This is a genomic window from Variovorax sp. YR752, assembly GCF_943372545.1.
On record NZ_CALRZC010000188.1, the window covers coordinates 1 to 16,801 of the forward strand.

Here is a 16,801-nt window from a genome sequence, read left to right on the forward strand (position 1 = left end):
CCCCGTCGCCTGCGCCCGGGTGTCGCCGCAGGCCCGAAGCGCTGTAGGACAAGCAAGCGACGGCAGGCGGCTCAGGCGCTGACGATCCAGCCTTCGAGCGGGTCCATGGCCTGCGGCAATCCGTAGCCCGGCCTCGGGCTGTCGGCGCGCTGGCGGGCCCACGCGGCCTGCAGCAGGCACAGCACCGCATCGAGCTCGTCGCCCTTGGCATCAGCGCGCAACCCGTCGCGCTGCGCGGCTGCGAGCTCGAGGCGCAGGCCCAGTCGCGTGCGCCCGGCCTCGAGTCCGGCCAGCAGGTCGGCGCGCGCGATCTCACGCTCGGGCGACTGGCGCGCGAGGTCGTCGCTCTTGTAGCTGCGCCGGCCGATGAGTTCGCGCGCCAGCAGGCCCGGGTAGGCCTCCAGCGCGATGCGGTCCGTGTGCATGCCCTTGTGCAGGCCCGGCAATGTCGCGCCCGCCGCGAGCAGGCGCGGCACGCCGGCGTGCAGCATGTAGGCGACGGGCGGGTTCACCCACTTCATCGATGGGCTCGACCCCGCCGGCGCATCGGTCGCGCGGTGCGCGAACTTGCCGCCGACCGGGCGCGCCGCGCAGAAGACGGCGAAGGTGTCGCGGATTTCGGCGCGGCTCAGGGCGGCGTAGTGGGCGATCAGCGCATCCCATGCGGTGGGCCATTGCAGGTGCTCGACCAGCTCACGCGGCAGGCCGAAGGGAAAGTCGAAGCCGCCGACCCAGGCGGGCGTGCTGTGGTCGAGCCACTGGCCCCACGCGTCGAGCGTGGCGAAGCGATGCAGACCGGTCAGCGCGACAACATCGGCGCCGGCCATCTTGCCGACGGCCACGACGATGGGTTTGCGGGCCGTCGGTGCGCTCGAGAAATCGCAACCGAAGAGCATCGCCCGCCCTCGGTCAACCCAGTGCGAGCGCGATCACGCCCGCCGCGATGAACAGCGCGCCCAGCAGGCGCAGCATGCGATCGCCTTCGCGCAGCAGGTGCCCGCCGATCAGCGCGGCAAACAGCATCGACACCTCGCGCGCCGGTGCGACGTGCGAGATGGGCGCCTGCTGCACCGCGTACAGCACGAGCACGTACGAGACGGGGCTGATCGCCGCCACCAGCAGCGCGTACTTCCACTGCTCGCGCCACATGCGCGCGGTGGTCGCCCGGTCTTGCAGCGCCGCAGGCAACAGCAGCACGAGGCGCACGAAGTTACTCATGTAGTCGAGCAGGATCGGCGACATCGCAAGGAACTTGACCGCATAGCTGTCGGTGATCGTGTAGGCCGCGATGAAGGCGCCGGTCAGCACGCCGTAGCGCAGGCCCTTCTGCACGCGCTCGCGCTGCACCGGGTCGTGCTTCTTGTGAAAGAGGCGCGGGCCGCCGGCCACCAGGAACACGCCGAGCACCACGCCGAAGATGCCCGCCACGCCGACGAGGCTGATCTTCTCGCCGAGGAACAGGATCGCAACCAGCGACGACAGCAGCGGCCCCGAGCCGCGTGCCAGCGGATAGACCACGGTGAGGTCCGACTTGCGGTAGCCGCGCAGCAGCACGACGTAATAGAAGACGTGCAGCACGCCGCTCAGCACGATGAACGTCCACTCCTTCGTGCCCCAGGTCGGCACGACGCTCCAGCCAAGCGTGATGCCCACGGGCGCCCACACCACGGCCATGAAGACGCCGCTCTGGAACGCGAAGCGCGAGTCGCCGTTCGCCTTCTTGGCGGCGATGTTCCAGCTGGCATGAATGACCCCGGCCAGCAGGATCAGTGCAAAAGCGGAGAGTGGCACCCCGGTGGAACCGGGATCAGTGGCGGCCGACGATGGCCGCGGTGGCCATCAGTTCTTCGAGCAGCGCGAGCGAGACCTTGCCCGAGACCTTGTACGGGTCGAGTTCGGGCTTCTCGGAGTACTTGAGCAGCGTCGAGGCGTTGAGCTTCGAGAGGTTGACCTGTCCCATCGTCCAGCCGCCGAAACGGCGTTCGGAGATTTCTTCGTAATGCAGCAGCACCACGTCCTTGTGGCGCGCATCGCGCTGGATGTGGCCGTAGAGATCGCTGATGGCGTCACGCCCGCCCTCGATGGCCTGCAGGAAGGTGCCGGCGCCGTAGCAGAGGATGCCGGTGATGCCGCAGGCCGGGTTGTGCGTGCGCGATTTCGCGAGGATCGCCTCGATGGCCTCGGGGCTGGTATCGACGGCGCGGCTGGCGTAAAGAAGACGGACCAGCATGGCTCAGCTCTTTCGTGGCAGGAGGGAAAGGAATTCGCGACGCAGGCTCGGGTCCTTGAGGAACACGCCGCGCATGACGGAGTTGATCATCTTGCTGTCCATTTCCTTCACGCCGCGCCAGGCCATGCAGAAGTGCTCGGCTTCCATGACGAGCGCGAGGCCGTCGGGCTGCGTCTTTTCCTGGATCAGGTCGGCCAGCTGCACCACGGCTTCTTCCTGGATCTGCGGACGGCCCATGACCCATTCGGCCAGGCGCGCGTACTTCGACAGGCCGATCACGTTGGTGTGCTCGTTGGGCATCACGCCGATCCAGAGCTTGCCGATGATCGGGCAGAAGTGGTGCGAGCAGGCGCTGCGCACGGTGATCGGGCCGACGATCATCAGCTCGTTCAGGTGCTCAGCGTTGGGAAACTCGGTGAGCGGCGGCGGCGGCACGTAGCGGCCACGGAACACCTCGTTGAGGTACATCTTGGCCACGCGGCGCGCGGTGTTGTCGGTGTTGTGGTCGTTCTCGACGTCGATGACGAGGCTCTCGAGCACGCCCTTCATCTTGACCTCGACCTCGTCGAGCAGCGACTCCAGTTCACCGGGTTGGATGAACTCGGCGATGTTGTCGTTGGCGTGGAAACGCTTGCGCGCTGCATTCAGTCGCTCGCGGATCTTGACGGAGACGGGGGTGCCCTCGTCATCGTCTTTTCGATCGGGAAGCGGTTCGACGTCGGTTTTCCTCAGCATCTGCGGATGGTATCAGTGAACCCTTTTTCAGCACCGCCAGAGGGGGAACACCGCGGAACCGGCTTTGCCGGGCCGCAGGTGTTGCCCCCGGTAGGGGTTGGAGAAGCGACACGCAGTGCGCGAAGCCTGGGGGCGAGCTCAGGCCAACGCGAAGTCGGCTACCAGCGGAAGATGGTCGGACATGCGGGCCCAAATGGGGCCGCGTGGAACGGAGCAAGACAGCGGCTCGAGCTGGCGCCCGTAGACGAAATCGAGCTGCGCCACCGGCAGCCGCGACGGATACGTGAGCGTGCGCGGGCCCCGCAAATCGCTGGCGTCGCGCAGGCCCATGGCGTTCATGGCGTAGCGCATGCGTGCGCCCCAGTCATTGAAGTCGCCGGCCACTACCACGGCCTCGTCGGCCGGCACCTCGCGCTCGATGAACTCGCGCAGCCGCGCCACCTGCCGCACGCGGCTGCCTTTGATGAGCCCCAGGTGCACCACGATGGCGTGGATCGGGCGGCCTTCCACCTCGATCACCGCGTGCAGCAGGCCGCGCTGTTCAAAGCGGTGGTCGGAGATGTCCTGGTGGCTGGTGCGGATCACCGGCCAGCGCGTGAGCAGCGCATTGCCGTGCTCGCCGTGGCGCGTGACGGCATTGGTCTCGTAGACGGCCGTGTAGCCCTCGGGCGCGAGAAAGTCGGCCTGCGGCAGTTCGGGCCAGCGCGGAAAGCGCGCGGCGGCCTGGCGGTTCATCTTGCGCACTTCCTGCAGGCAGACGATGTCGGCATCGAGCTGCTCGATGGCGTGGCCCAGGTTGTGAATCTCGAGCCGACGTGCCGGCCCGATGCCCTGCACACCCTTGTGGATGTTGTAGGTCGCGACCCGGAGGTTGTGCGCTGCGGAGGCTGCCGGTGGGTTCATTGCGCAAATTCTGGCAGCAACAGAATGGCTTCGGCGTTCGACGGGGAAAAGCAGGCGTCTGCTGCCTCTCGGTACGGCAGCCATTGCCAGTCGGTGTGCTCGCGCGCGGCGAGCACGGGCGTCAGGCGCTCGGGCACGCACAGGCCGAACAGGTGCTCGGTGTTGTGGGTGATGCCGGGCTCGTAGCGGGCGCGCCAGCCGGGGTAGATCTCGTAGATGTTGCGCAGCTGCCAGTCGACCAGCTGCGTGGCCAGCGGCGTGCCCTCGCCGCACTGGATGCCGGTTTCCTCAGCCACTTCGCGCGCCGCAGTGAGCATGAGCGGCTCGTCGAGCGAGTCCTTGCTGCCGGTGACCGATTGCCAGAACTCATGGGCATCGGCGCGCCGGATCAGCAGCACGTCGAGTGCGGGCGTGTGGATCACGACCAGCACCGACTCCGGGATCTTGAAAGGCTTCACAGCAGTGTTCAGACGCCGCTGATGACCGCATCAAGTGCAGCCACCAGGTCATTCGAAGCGATGCGCACGTTGCCTTTCGCGGTGCCCAGGTCTTTCACGCGGAAAGGCGAGGTCATCTGAGGCAGCGCAAAGAAAGTCTCGCCGTCCCATTGGACGGGCGGGCACAGCCGGTGCGGCGCTTTGGGCGGCAGGTATTTCTGGGTGGTCAGCGGCATGACCAACCGCGTCGGCAACACGCCGAGCAGGTCGCTTTGCATGTCGACGCACCACGGGAATGCGGTGCGCTGGGCCTTGTCGGGATTGGCGTAGATGTCGAATTGCGCCACGGGTGCTTACCAGGGGCGAAAGTTTTCGCCGAAGACACCGTGCGTCTCGACCAGCTCGTTCTGCGCAGCAATCCAGTCCTTGTATTCCTCGTTGAACTCGCGCTTGCGCTGCGCCATCGACTTCTGCTTTTCAAGCGCTTCAAGTTCGGCGAAGCGCGCCGCGGAAACAAGAACGACCGCCACGCGGTCGTTCTTCATTACATGCACCGGTTCGCGCTCGGCCTGGCCGAGGTAGTAGCCGAATCGGTTCTTGGCTTCGGTGGCGGTGATCTGCATGGCTGGCTCCGGGGAGTGATTAGCCATTTTAGCCAATCACCCTGCCCGTGCCAACCTGCTGGCCTCAGACCGCGGCTTGCGGCGTATTGCGCAGCTTGATGTGCAGTTCGCGCAGCTGCTTCTCGTCGACCGGGCTCGGCGCCTGCGTCAGCAGGTCTTGGGCGCGCTGGGTCTTGGGGAAGGCGATCACGTCGCGGATCGACTCGGCGCCGGTCATGAGCATGACGAGGCGGTCCAGGCCGATGGCGATGCCGCCGTGCGGCGGGGCGCCGTACTGCAGCGCGTCCAGCAGGAAGCCGAACTTGAGCTGTGCGTCTTCGGCACTGATCTTCAGCGCGCGGAACACCTTGCTCTGCACTTCCTCGCGGTGGATACGCACCGAGCCGCCGCCCATCTCGATGCCGTTGAGCACCATGTCGTAGGCCTTGGCGATGCACTTCTCGGGCGCGGTGTCCATGAGGTCTTCATGGCCGTCCTTCGGTGCGGTGAACGGGTGGTGCACGGCGCTCCAGCGCTGGCCTTCCTCGTCGAACTCGAACATCGGGAAGTCGACCACCCACAGCGGTGCCCAGCGGTCGTCGAACAGGCCGGCCTTCTTGCCAAAGGGGCTGTGGCCGATCTTCACGCGCAGCGCGCCGATGGCGTCGTTGACGACCTTTTCCTTGTCGGCACCGAAGAACAGGATGTCGCCGTTGCACGCGCCGGTGCGGGCGATGATCTCGGCCAGCGTGGCGTCGTCGAGGTTCTTGACGATCGGGCTTTGCAGGCCTTCGCGGCCGGCCGCTGCATCGTTGACCTTGATGTAGGCCAGGCCCTTGGCGCCGTAGATCTTCACGAATTCCTGGTACGCGTCGATTTCACCGCGCGACATGCCGCCCTCGGCACCGCCGCCGGGCACGCGCAGTGCAACCACGCGGCCGCCGGTCATGGTGGCGGCGTTCGAGAACACCTTGAACTCGACGCGCTTCATCAGCTCGGTGAGTTCGGTGAATTCGAGCTTCACGCGCAGGTCGGGCTTGTCCGAGCCGTACTTGAACATCGCATCGGCGTAGCTCATGGTCGGGAACACCGGCAGGTCGATGCCCGCGGCATTGCGGAACATGGTGCGGACCATGCCTTCGAACATCTCGCGGATTTCTTCTTCGGCGAGGAACGAGGTCTCGATGTCGATCTGCGTGAATTCAGGCTGGCGGTCGGCGCGCAGGTCTTCGTCGCGGAAGCACTTCACGATCTGGTAGTAGCGGTCGTAACCGGCCACCATCAGCAGCTGCTTGAACAGCTGCGGCGACTGCGGCAGCGCGAAGAAACTGCCGTCGTGCACGCGGCTGGGCACGAGGTAATCGCGCGCGCCTTCGGGCGTGGACTTGCCGAGCATCGGCGTCTCGATGTCGATGAAGCCGTTGGCGTCGAGGAACTTGCGCGTTTCCATCGTCACCTTGTAGCGCAGCATCATGTTGCGCTGCATGGCCGGGCGGCGCAGGTCGAGCACGCGGTGCGTGAGGCGGGTGGTTTCCGACAGGTTGTCGTCGTCCAGCAGGAACGGGGGCGTGACCGAGGGGTTGAGCACCTTCAGTTCGTGGCACAGCACTTCGATCTTGCCGCTCTTGAGGCTGTCGTTAGTGGTGCCTTCGGGGCGCGAACGCACGAGGCCGGTGATCTGCACGCAGAACTCGTTGCGCAGGTTCTCGGCCACGGCGAAGGTCGAGGCGCGGTCGGGGTCGCACACCACCTGCACGTAGCCTTCGCGGTCGCGCACGTCGATGAAGATCACGCCGCCGTGGTCACGGCGACGGTTGACCCACCCGCACAGGGTGACGGTCTGGCCCAACAGGGCTTCGGTCACAAGACCGCAATAGTGAGTACGCATGGCCATAGGGATGACTTCCGGCGCCGTCGTGGCGCGTTCGATTTATGAGTGGGATGGCTTGATCGCCACCGAGGAGGGGCCGCCTGGAACGACCACGCCCATCGAGACGATGTACTTGAGCGCTTCGTCCACGCTCATCTTCAGTTCGACGCAGTCACTGCGCTTGAGCATGACGAAGTAGCCGCCCGTGGGGTTGGGCGTGGTCGGCACGTAGACGCTGAGGAATTCCTCGGTGCCCAGGTACTCGGCCACCTCGTTGCCCGGCGCGCCGGTCACGAAGGCAATGGTCCACACGCTCTCGCGCGGCCACTGGATCAGCACTGCCGTGCGGAATGCGTTGCCGTTCTCGGAGAACAGCGTGTCCGACACCTGCTTGACGCTCGAGTAGATCGAGCGCACGACCGGAATGCGCCGCACCACGGCGTCGCCCCAGCCGAGCAGGCGCTTGCCGACGAAGTTGCTCGCAATGGCGCCGACCACCAGCAGGATGGCCAGCGTGAGCAGCACGCCAAGCCCGCGGATGTTGTTGTCGTACAGCCAGCGTTGCCATGCGCCCGGCAGCACCCACAGCGTCTGGTCGAGCGTGTCGATGATCCACTTCAGCACCGCCAGGGTGATGAACAGCGGAACGATCACCAGCAAGCCGGAGAACAACCATTTGCGCAGGGCGGACATGGGAGGGAGGTTCCGTCAGTCGCCGCTCTTGGCGGCAGCCGGTGCCGCAGCGGGGGCCGGCGCGGGCGCCGGTGCCGGGCTGGAGGCGGAGGACGAAGAAGAAGCGTCGGCCGACTTGGCGCTGTCGCTGGAAGCGGCGGGCGCGGTGGGGGCCTCGGACTTCTTGCCGCCGCCCTCGCGGAAGTCGGTCACGTACCAGCCCGAGCCCTTGAGCTGGAAGCCGGCGGCGGTGACCTGCTTTTCAAATGCGCTCGCACCGCATTCCGGGCACACCGAGAGTGGCGTGTCCGACATCTTCTGCAGAACGTCCTTGGCAAAGCCGCAGGAACTGCACTTGTAGGCGTAAATGGGCATGGGGAATCGGGGTGGAAATGAGCGACGCAGCTGCCGCTCGCAAAGCCCTCGATTATAGGGGCGCCCCCGCCCACAGGGCCGCACGGGGTGCGGCCCTGCCCTTCGTCAGGCCGGCTCGGTCGCCACGAGGCGGTGCGGCGTGTGAGTGTCCACTATCCATTGCGGCAGCAGCGAACCGACGACCATGCCCACGAACGCGGACAGCACGCCGGCCAGCTGGGCCGGGAATGCGGTGCCCCAAGGCATCGCCATGAACAGCAGCCAGACACCGATGCCCCCGGCGATCGAGGTGATGGCGCCCTGGGTGGTGGCGCGGCGCCAGTACAGGCCGCACACCAGCGGCACGAAGGCCCCGACCAACGGCACCTGGTAGGCGCCCGACACCAGTTCGTAGATCGGCGTGCCCTGCATGCGGATGGCGTAGGCCAGCACAGCGGCGCTGAACAGCAGCACCGTGATGCGCATCGTCATCAGGTTCTCGCGGTCGGTGCCGGCGGGGCGGAACTGGCGCCAGATGTTCTCGGTGAAGGTGACGCTGGGCGCCAGCAAGGTGGCCGAGGCGGTCGACTTGATGGCCGACAGCAGCGCGCCGAAGAACAGCACCTGCATCACGAACGGCATCTTCTGCAGCACCAGCGTGGGCAGCACCTTCTGCGGATCTTCCTTCAGCAGCACGGCCACCTCCTCCGGCATGATGAGCAGCGCGCTGGCCACGAGGAACATCGGCACGAAGGCGAACAGGATGTACGCCACGCCGCCGATCACCGGGCCGCGCGTCGCGGCCTTGACGCTGTTGGCCGACATCACGCGCTGGAACACGTCCTGCTGCGGAATGGAGCCCAGCATCATCGTGATGGCCGCGGCAAAGAAGAACACCATGTCGTGCCAGTTGGGCTCGGGCCAGAACTTGAAGAGGTCCTTGCTGACCGCGAAGGCGATCACCTTGTCGGCGCCTCCGGCCATGTCGCCCGCGAACATCGCGATGACCGCCAGGCCGATGACCAGGATGATCATCTGGATGAAGTCGGTCACGGCCACCGACCACATGCCGCCGAACAGCGTGTAGGCCAGGATCGAGACCACACCGATCACCATGCCCACCGGGATGCTGATGGCGCCGGCCGAGAGCACGTTGAACACCAGCCCCAGCGCCGTGACCTGCGCCGACACCCAGCCCAGGTAGCTCAGCATGATGATCAGCGAGCAGGCCACTTCCACGCTGCGACCGTAGCGCTCGCGGTAGTAGTCGCTGATCGTCAAGAGCGTCATGCGGTACAGCTTGCCCGCGAAGAACAGGCCCACCAGGATCAGGCAGGTGCCCGCGCCGAACGGGTCTTCGACCACGCCGCTCAGGCCGCCCTCGATGAACTTGGCCGGGATGCCGAGCACCGTCTCGGACCCGAACCAGGTCGCGAAGGTGGTCGTGACGATCATGAACAGCGGCAGGTGCCGCCCCGCGATCGCGAAGTCGGTGGTGTTCTTCACCCGTTTGGCCGCATACAGGCCGATGGCGATGGTGACCAGCAGATAGACGATGACCAGCGTCAACAACACGGTGAAACTCCTCCAGCCTCTAGAACAAACGCACGCGCACCAGCAGTTGCATGGCGAGCAAACCCAGGACGAATCCGATGCCGCCATAAAGAATGGCCTGCAGCAGCCGGTTGGTGCGCTTCTGCGCGGCCAGCAGCTCCAGCAACTCGCGGCGGTGATCGGGCGGCCGATTTTCCAGGAAATCGTGCAGCAAGCGCGGCAACTGCGGCAGCAATTTCGCGTAGCGCGGCGCCTCGGCCCGCAGCTGCTGGAACAGCTTCTTCGGTCCGATCTGGTCGAGCATCCACTTCTCGAGGAACGGCTTGGCCGTGGCCCAGAGGTCGAGCTCGGGGTCGATGCTGCGACCCAGGCCTTCGATGTTCAGCAAGGTCTTCTGCAGCAGCACCAGCTGCGGCTGGATCTCGACGTGGAAGCGGCGCGAGGTCTGGAACAGGCGCATCAGCACCATGCCCAGCGAGATCTCCTTCAGCGGCCGGTCGAAGTACGGCTCGCAGACGGTGCGGATCGCGGCCTCGAGCTCGTCGATGCGCGTGCCCTGCGGCACCCAGCCGCTTTCGAGGTGCAGCTCGGCCACGCGCTTGTAGTCGCGCCGGAAGAAGGCCGCGAAGTTCTGCGCGAGGTACTCCTTGTCGGACTCGGTGAGCGTGCCGATGATGCCGAAGTCGAGCGAGATGTAGCGCCCGAAAGTCTCGGGCGCCAGGCTCACCTGGATGTTGCCCGGGTGCATGTCGGCGTGAAAGAAACCGTCGCGGAACACCTGCGTGAAGAAGATCGTCACGCCGTCGCGCGCGAGCTTGGGAATGTCGACGCCAGCCGCCCGCAGCTTGTCGAGCTGGGCAATGGGCACGCCGTTCATGCGCTCCATCACCATCACCTCGGGGTGGCAGAAGTCCCAGAACATCTCGGGGATCAGCACCAGGTCGAGCGAGGCCATGTTGCGGCGCAGCTGGGCCGCATTGGCCGCCTCGCGCACGAGGTCGAGCTCGTCGTGCAGGTACTTGTCGAACTCGCCGACCACCTCGCGCGGCTTCAGGCGCTTGCCGTCGGCCGAGAGGCCTTCGATCCAGCCGGCCATCATGGCCATGAGCGCGAGGTCCTTCTCGATCACGCCGCGCATGTTGGGGCGCAGCACCTTCACCGCCACGTCGCGGATCTCGCCCTGGTTGGTGCGGATGGTCGCGAAGTGCACCTGCGCGATCGAGGCGCTGGCAATGGGCGTTTCGTCGAACTGCACGAACACGTCGCTCACCGGGCGGCGGAAGGCACGCTCGATGGTCGCAATGGCCACTGCCGAAGGGAACGGCGGCACGCGGTCCTGCAAGAAGGCGAGTTCGTCGGCGATGTCGGGCGGCAGCAGGTCGCGGCGCGTGGACAGCACCTGGCCGAACTTCACGAAGATCGGGCCCAGCCGCTCCAGCGCCTCGCGCAGGCGCTGGCCGCGCGGTGCGTCGAGGTTGCGCCCGACAGAAACGATGCGTGCCACCACGCGCAGCCAGGGCTTCTGGAAGCTCGTGAGCACGAGCTCGTCCAGGCCATAGCGCAGTGCGACCCAGACGATGAACAGGCCGCGATAGAAGCGACTCATTCGGCGTGGCCCGCCGCACCACCGGCACGGGCCGAGCGGTCGCCGACGAACTGGCGCAGCGCGCCCACCACGCGGCGCACGCCGTTGCCCAGCGTGTGCGCGGGCACATCGCCGATCACGCGGGCCAGGTCGTCCTCGACGTCCCAGCGCACGTGGTCGACCAGCCAGTTGACCTCGGCCGCGAGCTGCACGTCGCCGACGATCTGCACGGAAGGCTTGTCGCCGCGCAGCGTGGCGCGGGCGATGTCGAAGGGGGAGTCATCGATCACGGTGAGCGTGAGTTCGGGCGTGGACCCGGCGGGTGCCAGGTCGAGCAGACCGGCCGGCGTGGCCACCAGTTCCATCGTCACGAAGCGCCATTGGAAGCGCACCACCCTGCCCTGCTGGCGCAGCAGCCGCTGCTGTGCTTCGGGCTCCTGCTGCAGCACGTGGTTCATGAACAGGACCACGCGGTGCTGGATCTCGTGGACCGCCCAGTCCGGCGGTTGCAGGCGTTCGCCGATGCGGTTGAACAGGTCGCCGAGCAAAGAAAAAGGGGACGATGGTGTAGCCATGGTCCCCATTATCCCGTCAGTGCTGCGCCCCGTAACCCGTGAACTGCATCGTCTCCTTTCATAAACACCGCGGAACCGGCTTTGCCGGGCCGCAGGTGTTGCCCCCGGTAGGGGGTTGGAGAAGCGACACGCAGTGCGCGAAGCCTGGGGGCGAGCCTTTTACTTCACTGCAGCGCTTGCACGCCTGCCACCAACCAGCCAGCGCTGCCGGTCTTGGTCATGTTCCAGACTTCGCGGAACGGCGCCGGGCCTGCCGAGGCGTCTTCGCGGATCATGCCGGAGAACTCCACGCTCGCCATGTAGGCGTCGGGCAGCTCTTCGATGCCGAGCAGCTTGGCGTCGAGCATCACGACTTCGGTCTTGTTCGACGAACCACCGGTGTGGCTGGCACGATCAGCCAGTTGCGTGCGGATCTCTTCGACCATGCTGTCGGTCATCATGGAACGCAGCATCGACACGTCGGCGCGGTCCCAGGCGTCTTGCAGGGTCACGAAGTTGCGCTTGGCGGCGGTCAGGAAACCGTCGGCATCGAAGCCCGCGGGGACGCCCCAGGACTGCGAACCGGCGAGCGCCGAACCGATCATGCTGCCGCCGGCTGCGGCACCCGCGGCCGACAGGCTGCTGCCGTGACGCTCCGACTCGGCAGGCGTGGCATCGAACGCCGTGGCGTTGCGCTCCCACGGCCGTGCCGAGGCGTCGTTGCCGACGTTGGCCGGGCTGTACTGTGCCGGTGCGCGTGCATCGGCGGGGTTGCCGGCGCCCTGGAACGCGAAAGCGCCCTGGCGGTTGGCGTTGCCCGACGACGCGGCCGAGCGCGCCTTGAAGATGCGCCACACCGCGAGTGCGGCAAAGGCCAGCAGCGCGATCAGCAGGATGTTGGCGAAGCCGGCACCCAGGCCCAGCGAATTCGCGAGCCATGCCAGACCCAGGCCGGCGGCGAGACCACCGAGCATCGCGCCCCACGGGCGCTTCGGTGCAGCGGCGGCGGGCGTTGCGGGCTTCGGCGCCGCATTGGTCGCGTTCTGCTGCGCAGGGGCCGCGGGTTGCGTGGCCTGGCGCTGCGTCACGTTAGACGACTGGCGACCGACGGACTTGCCGCCGCCCATGCGAGCGGCTTCCGCCTGAACACTCACCAGCACCAGCGCAGCCGCCAAAAACAAAGAACCCAAACTCTTCATGCCGTCTCCTCTTGAGCGAAAAAATCGCGTCGTCATCGTGATCAACACTTGATTCCAACATGGAGGGCTGCAATTCCCCCCGTCATGTTGTGATAGTCCACATGTCCGAAACCGCCCTCTTTCATGAGGGTCTTGAGCTCCTCTTGCGAGGGATGCATCCGGATCGATTCGGCCAGGTAGCGGTAGCTCGCGTCGTCGCCGGCCACGAGCTTGCCCAGTCGCGGCAGCACGTTGAACGAATACCAGTCGTAGGCCTTCGTGAGCGGCTTCGCGACCTTCGAGAACTCGAGCACCAGCAGCTTGCCGCGCGGCTTGAGCACGCGGTTCATCTCCTTGAGCGCGACGTCCTTGTGCGTCATGTTGCGCAGGCCGAAGGCCACGGTGACCACGTCGAAGTGGTCATCGGGAAAGGGCAGCTTTTCGGCGTCGCAGACCGTGGTGGGCAGCACCACGCCGGCGTCGAGCAGGCGGTTGCGGCCGGTGCGCAGCATGGCTTCGTTGATGTCGGTGTGAACCACCTGGCCGGTGGCGCCGACCTTCTTCGAGAAGGCGAGCGCGAGGTCGCCGGTGCCGCCCGCAATGTCGAGCACGCGCGAGCCTTCGCCCACGTTCGCGACCATCACGGTGTAGGCCTTCCATGCCCGGTGCAGGCCGGCGGACATCAGGTCGTTCATGATGTCGTAGCGCGAGGCCACCGAGTCGAAGACGCCGCGAACGCGTTGCGCCTTCTCGCTTTCGTCGACTTTCTCGAAGCCGAAGTGGGTTGTACTCATGCGGTGGATGTTAGGCCGGAAGGCATTCCTTCAAGGCGACGACCCCGCGGGCACGGCGGACATTTGTTGCTTTTTCCTCCAACGCAGAGCCGCCGCAACGCGCGTCTTTGCTATGTGCAAGGCTATCTTTTCAATAGCAACAGGGTATGTTTACCCTCGGTCTCGCGCTCAGTGGCTGCTGCAGGCGCTGCCGCCCTTGTCGGCCATCGGCGCATCGCGGTCCACACCGGCCGCGGCCAGGCGCCGTTCGTAGTCGGCCCACAGTTCAGCCTGCCGCGCGCCCAGGTCGTACAGCAGGCTCCAGGTGTAGATGCCGGAGTTGTGGCCGTCGCTGAAGGCGGGCTGCACCGCGTAGTTGCCGACCGGCTCGAGCCCGACCAGCTCGACCTCGCGCTTGCCCGTCTGCAGCACCTCCTGCCCCGGGCCGTGGCCCTGCACTTCGGCCGACGGCGAATAGATGCGCATCAGCTCGAAGGGAATGCGGAAGCTCGCGCCGTCCGAGAAGCCGACTTCGAGCACGCGCGACTGGCCGTGCACGGTGATCGATTGGGGCGTCGGCGCGCCGGCTTGCAAACCTGCCATGGGGAATCCGTTCGAAGGAAGAGAAAAGAGAAAAGGGATCGGAGTCGCGCAGTATGCCGCGCGCTCCGCGGCGGCGTGCCCGCTGCCTGCGCTTAGCATTGCGGCATGCCGTCACGCACACGCTTTCTCCTCCTCCTGTCGCGTCCGAACCGGGCCGCCCTCGTCCTTTGCGCCGCGCTCGCGGGTGCGGCCCTCGCCCCGCCCGCCCACGCTTTCTGGGGTCTGATCGGCAAGGCGGCGGGCAAAGCTGCGACGGCAGGAAAAGCGGCTGGCGTGGCGGGCAAAGGCGCGGCGGTCGGCGCCGGTGCGGTGGCGGCCGAAGGCGCGACGGGCGTGGCCGCCAAGGGCGCGATGGCGCTGGGCGACGACGCGGCGCATGCCGCCCAAGCAGGCTCGCGGGGCTTCGGCGGCGCGCATGAACTGAGCACCGTGAACGCCGCGCTGCCGCCCGAGGTCGCGGCCTACCTCGCCAAGCCGGCGAAGGAGCTCACGCCCAAGGACACGTCGTTCATGATGGACAGCTACCGGCAAATGGTCGAGCGCGCCGGCAAGAGCGGCGACTTCATCGCTGTCGAGCGCCTGCCGACCTCGGCGAGCACCGCACGCACGCTGCCTGCGGAGCCCGTCAAGGCCGCAGCAGCACCGCAGCCGACGACCGCGGCAGCCACCGCGTCGTCCGGCACCTCGGGCGTGCCCTTCCACGCGGTGCGCTTGCTGGCCCATGCCGCGCATGCGGGCAACAGGAGCGCACAGTCCGAACTCGATCGCGTGTGCAAGGACGGCAGCGTGGCCTCGAAGCGCTTCTCGAAGGAAACACGCGCCACGCCGGAATTCAAGCAGGCCTGCGCGGACCGCAAGGCAGGCAGCGCAACGCGCACTGCCGCGGCCAGCTAGGAAAAAAACGGCCTCAGGCCAGCGTCGCGAGCCGGCGGACCATGTCGGCCTCCGCCTGCGGCAGCAGCGCCTGCACGGCGGCCAGCCGCTCGACCGGCGCCGTCCGCTGCACGGCGGCCCAGACCGCCCCGGGAAAATGGCTGTCCCAGTCGAAGCGCGCGATCAGGTGCCAGTGCAGGTGCGCCACCATGTTGCCGAGCGCGGCGATGTTGAGCTTGGTGGGCGCCAGCGCGTCGCGCAGGCTCTGCTCCACGCGCACCACGGCCTCCATGCACAGCAAGCGGTCGGCCGCATCAAGGTCGGAGAACTCCGCCGCATGGTCGCGCCACACCACGCGGTAGAAGGCCGGAAAGCCTTCTTCCTGTGCGTGGATGACGCGCAGCTTCGCGCCTTCGAACACGACGCGCCCGCCGGGCGTGTCGCACAGCGGGCAACCCGCGACTGCCGTCATACCAGCACCCGCTCGATGCCGCCCTGGTTGGCAGCCGCCACGTACTTCGGCATCCAGTCGTCACCGAGCAGCTTGTTGGCCATCTCGACCACGATGTAGTCGGCTTCGAGCAGGCCGTTGTTCAGGTCATTGCCGTAACGCGAGAGGCCTTGCAGGCAGCTCGGGCAGCTGGTGAGGATCTTCACGTTGCCGGTCGCGCCGACAGCGCCGCTTTCGCGCAATTCAGCCTCGCCCTTCTTCAGTTCTTCTTCCTTGCGGAAGCGGATCTGCGTCGAGATGTCAGGCCGCGACACACCCAGCGTGCCCGACTCGCCGCAGCAGCGGTCGTTCTTGAGCACGTTGTCGCCGACCAGCGCCTTCACGGTCTTCATCGGGTCCTGCAGCTTCATCGGCGAATGACAGGGGTCGTGGTACAGGTAGCCGCCACCGCCCGCATCGGCCAGGGTGATGCCCTTTTCGAGCAGGTACTCGTGGATGTCGATGATCCGGCAGCCCGGGAAGATCTTGTCGAACTGGTAGCCCTGCAGCTGGTCGTAGCAGGTGCCGCAGCTCACCACCACCGTCTTGATGTCCAGGTAGTTGAGCGTGTTGGCGACGCGGTGGAAGAGCACGCGGTTGTCCGTGATCATCTTCTCGGCCTTGTCGAACTGGCCGCTGCCGCGTTGCGGATAGCCGCAGCACAGGTAGCCCGGCGGCAGCACCGTCTGCACGCCCGCGTGCCAGAGCATGGCCTGCGTGGCCAGGCCGACCTGCGAGAACAGCCGCTCCGACCCGCAGCCCGGGAAGTAGAAGACCGCCTCGGTTTCCGACGTGGTCGTCTTCGGGTCGCGAATGATCGGCACGTAGTCGGCGTCCTCGATGTCGAGCAGCGCGCGCGCCGTCTTCTTCGGCAGGTTGCCCGGCATCTTCTTGTTGATGAAGTGGATCACCTGCTCCTTGATGGGTGCAGGCCCCAGCGTGGCCGGCGGTGCGCCGGTCTGCTTCTTCGCGAGACGGCTCAACAGGTCGTTGGCCAGGCGCTGCGCCTTGAAGCCGATGCCCACCATGCCCGCGCGCACCGCCTTGATGGTCTGCGGATTGGTCGCGTTCAGGAAGAACATCGCGGCCGCGTTGCCAGGGCGGAAGCTCTTCTGGCCCATCTTGCGCAGCAGGTTGCGCATGTTCATCGACACGTCGCCGAAGTCGATCTTCACGGGGCACGGCGTGAGGCACTTGTGGCACACGGTGCAGTGGTCGGCCACGTCCTCGAACTCTTCCCAGTGCTTGATGCTGATGCCGCGCCGCGTCTGCTCTTCGTAGAGGAAGGCCTCCACCAGCAGCGAGGTCGCGAGAATCTTGTTGCGCGGGCTGTACAGCAGGTTGGCGCGCGGCACGTGCGTGGCGCACACCGGCTTGCACTTGCCGCA

Annotated in this window: 20 protein-coding genes; 1 reads left to right on the forward strand and 19 read right to left on the reverse strand. The window is 66.6% G+C overall.

Annotation, left to right across the window (positions count from 1 at the left end; genetic code table 11):
• Positions 1 to 71 precede the first annotated feature (71 nt).
• The 17 genes from AAG801_RS31055 to AAG801_RS31135 all read right to left on the reverse strand — a co-directional run bounded on the left by AAG801_RS31055 (position 72) and on the right by AAG801_RS31135 (position 14,050).
• Positions 72 to 896 carry a DUF429 domain-containing protein gene (locus tag AAG801_RS31055; protein ID WP_341891854.1) on the reverse strand — a complete coding sequence of 275 codons (825 nt, stop codon included), beginning with the start codon at positions 894 to 896 and terminating at the stop codon, positions 72 to 74.
• Positions 897 to 909: 13 nt separating this feature from the next.
• Entirely contained in the window at positions 910 to 1,791 is an 882-nt protein-coding gene (locus tag AAG801_RS31060; RefSeq protein WP_341891855.1) for a DMT family transporter, read from the reverse strand.
• Positions 1,792 to 1,807: 16 nt separating this feature from the next.
• Positions 1,808 to 2,230: a BLUF domain-containing protein gene (locus tag AAG801_RS31065; protein ID WP_101489005.1), complete on the reverse strand. Its 423-nt coding sequence runs from the start codon at positions 2,228 to 2,230 to the stop codon at positions 1,808 to 1,810.
• Positions 2,231 to 2,233: 3 nt separating this feature from the next.
• Positions 2,234 to 2,965, reverse strand: a complete 732-nt coding sequence (gene folE / locus AAG801_RS31070; protein ID WP_192193301.1) for a GTP cyclohydrolase I — start codon at positions 2,963 to 2,965, stop codon at positions 2,234 to 2,236.
• 138 nt (positions 2,966 to 3,103) lie between these two features.
• Positions 3,104 to 3,868, reverse strand: a complete 765-nt coding sequence (locus AAG801_RS31075) for an endonuclease/exonuclease/phosphatase family protein (protein ID WP_192193302.1) — start codon at positions 3,866 to 3,868, stop codon at positions 3,104 to 3,106.
• Complete coding sequence (gene nudB / locus AAG801_RS31080; protein WP_341891866.1) at positions 3,865 to 4,338, reverse strand: dihydroneopterin triphosphate diphosphatase; 474 nt, start codon at positions 4,336 to 4,338, stop codon at positions 3,865 to 3,867. Before nudB ends, AAG801_RS31075 begins: the two co-directional genes overlap by 4 nt.
• A complete protein-coding gene (locus tag AAG801_RS31085; protein ID WP_341891856.1) occupies positions 4,335 to 4,652 on the reverse strand; it encodes a CcdB family protein in 318 nt (105 codons plus the stop codon). The genes nudB and AAG801_RS31085 overlap by 4 nt, the downstream gene beginning before the upstream one ends.
• Before the next feature lie 6 nt (positions 4,653 to 4,658).
• On the reverse strand, positions 4,659 to 4,928 hold the full coding sequence (locus AAG801_RS31090) for a type II toxin-antitoxin system prevent-host-death family antitoxin (protein WP_013543160.1): 270 nt from the start codon (positions 4,926 to 4,928) through the stop codon (positions 4,659 to 4,661).
• A 64-nt stretch (positions 4,929 to 4,992) separates the two neighbouring features.
• A complete protein-coding gene (aspS, locus tag AAG801_RS31095; protein WP_341891857.1) occupies positions 4,993 to 6,801 on the reverse strand; it encodes an aspartate--tRNA ligase in 1,809 nt (602 codons plus the stop codon).
• A 36-nt stretch (positions 6,802 to 6,837) separates the two neighbouring features.
• Positions 6,838 to 7,470: a DUF502 domain-containing protein gene (locus AAG801_RS31100; RefSeq protein WP_341891858.1), complete on the reverse strand. Its 633-nt coding sequence runs from the start codon at positions 7,468 to 7,470 to the stop codon at positions 6,838 to 6,840.
• 15 nt (positions 7,471 to 7,485) lie between these two features.
• A complete protein-coding gene (locus tag AAG801_RS31105) occupies positions 7,486 to 7,824 on the reverse strand; it encodes an FmdB family zinc ribbon protein (RefSeq protein ID WP_341891859.1) in 339 nt (112 codons plus the stop codon).
• Positions 7,825 to 7,929: 105 nt separating this feature from the next.
• Positions 7,930 to 9,378, reverse strand: coding sequence for a sodium:solute symporter family protein (locus AAG801_RS31110; RefSeq protein WP_341891860.1), 1,449 nt, complete (start codon positions 9,376 to 9,378; stop codon positions 7,930 to 7,932).
• A gap of 19 nt (positions 9,379 to 9,397) precedes the next feature.
• Positions 9,398 to 10,963 (reverse strand): ubiquinone biosynthesis regulatory protein kinase UbiB, encoded by a 1,566-nt coding sequence (gene ubiB / locus AAG801_RS31115; protein WP_341891861.1) that lies wholly within the window; start codon positions 10,961 to 10,963, stop codon positions 9,398 to 9,400.
• On the reverse strand, positions 10,960 to 11,517 hold the full coding sequence (locus AAG801_RS31120) for a hypothetical protein (RefSeq protein WP_099792297.1): 558 nt from the start codon (positions 11,515 to 11,517) through the stop codon (positions 10,960 to 10,962). Before AAG801_RS31120 ends, ubiB begins: the two co-directional genes overlap by 4 nt.
• A gap of 164 nt (positions 11,518 to 11,681) precedes the next feature.
• Entirely contained in the window at positions 11,682 to 12,695 is a 1,014-nt protein-coding gene (locus AAG801_RS31125; protein ID WP_101488995.1) for a Tim44-like domain-containing protein, read from the reverse strand.
• A gap of 41 nt (positions 12,696 to 12,736) precedes the next feature.
• Positions 12,737 to 13,468 (reverse strand): bifunctional demethylmenaquinone methyltransferase/2-methoxy-6-polyprenyl-1,4-benzoquinol methylase UbiE, encoded by a 732-nt coding sequence (gene ubiE / locus AAG801_RS31130; RefSeq protein WP_056578284.1) that lies wholly within the window; start codon positions 13,466 to 13,468, stop codon positions 12,737 to 12,739.
• A gap of 168 nt (positions 13,469 to 13,636) precedes the next feature.
• On the reverse strand, positions 13,637 to 14,050 hold the full coding sequence (locus AAG801_RS31135) for a DUF971 domain-containing protein (protein WP_341891862.1): 414 nt from the start codon (positions 14,048 to 14,050) through the stop codon (positions 13,637 to 13,639).
• Positions 14,051 to 14,323: 273 nt separating this feature from the next.
• On the opposite strand from AAG801_RS31135, the gene AAG801_RS31140 reads away from it, so the two are divergent.
• Positions 14,324 to 14,944 (forward strand): hypothetical protein, encoded by a 621-nt coding sequence (locus tag AAG801_RS31140; protein ID WP_341891863.1) that lies wholly within the window; start codon positions 14,324 to 14,326, stop codon positions 14,942 to 14,944.
• Between the two features lie 13 nt (positions 14,945 to 14,957).
• Here the strand turns inward: AAG801_RS31140 and AAG801_RS31145 are convergent, their stop codons facing one another.
• Together AAG801_RS31145 and AAG801_RS31150 are read right to left on the reverse strand one after the other, a co-directional pair.
• Positions 14,958 to 15,395, reverse strand: coding sequence for an HIT family protein (locus AAG801_RS31145; protein WP_341891864.1), 438 nt, complete (start codon positions 15,393 to 15,395; stop codon positions 14,958 to 14,960).
• A partial coding sequence (locus AAG801_RS31150; protein WP_341891865.1) for a DUF3400 domain-containing protein occupies positions 15,392 to 16,801 on the reverse strand: 1,410 nt, incomplete at its 5' end. The genes AAG801_RS31145 and AAG801_RS31150, both read right to left, overlap by 4 nt.

Coding starts and splice junctions, on each gene's coding strand:
- AAG801_RS31125 (WP_101488995.1), bottom strand. CDS start 12,695: ATGAAGAGTTTGGGTTCTTTGTTTTTGGCGGCTGCGCTGGTGCTGGTG.
- AAG801_RS31135 (WP_341891862.1), bottom strand. CDS start 14,050: ATGGCAGGTTTGCAAGCCGGCGCGCCGACGCCCCAATCGATCACCGTG.
- AAG801_RS31090 (WP_013543160.1), bottom strand. CDS start 4,928: ATGCAGATCACCGCCACCGAAGCCAAGAACCGATTCGGCTACTACCTC.
- AAG801_RS31100 (WP_341891858.1), bottom strand. CDS start 7,470: ATGTCCGCCCTGCGCAAATGGTTGTTCTCCGGCTTGCTGGTGATCGTT.
- AAG801_RS31120 (WP_099792297.1), bottom strand. CDS start 11,517: ATGGCTACACCATCGTCCCCTTTTTCTTTGCTCGGCGACCTGTTCAAC.
- ubiB (WP_341891861.1), bottom strand. CDS start 10,963: ATGAGTCGCTTCTATCGCGGCCTGTTCATCGTCTGGGTCGCACTGCGC.
- ubiE (WP_056578284.1), bottom strand. CDS start 13,468: ATGAGTACAACCCACTTCGGCTTCGAGAAAGTCGACGAAAGCGAGAAG.
- AAG801_RS31065 (WP_101489005.1), bottom strand. CDS start 2,230: ATGCTGGTCCGTCTTCTTTACGCCAGCCGCGCCGTCGATACCAGCCCC.
- aspS (WP_341891857.1), bottom strand. CDS start 6,801: ATGGCCATGCGTACTCACTATTGCGGTCTTGTGACCGAAGCCCTGTTG.
- AAG801_RS31145 (WP_341891864.1), bottom strand. CDS start 15,395: ATGACGGCAGTCGCGGGTTGCCCGCTGTGCGACACGCCCGGCGGGCGC.
- folE (WP_192193301.1), bottom strand. CDS start 2,965: ATGCTGAGGAAAACCGACGTCGAACCGCTTCCCGATCGAAAAGACGAT.
- AAG801_RS31055 (WP_341891854.1), bottom strand. CDS start 896: ATGCTCTTCGGTTGCGATTTCTCGAGCGCACCGACGGCCCGCAAACCC.
- AAG801_RS31075 (WP_192193302.1), bottom strand. CDS start 3,868: ATGAACCCACCGGCAGCCTCCGCAGCGCACAACCTCCGGGTCGCGACC.
- AAG801_RS31105 (WP_341891859.1), bottom strand. CDS start 7,824: ATGCCCATTTACGCCTACAAGTGCAGTTCCTGCGGCTTTGCCAAGGAC.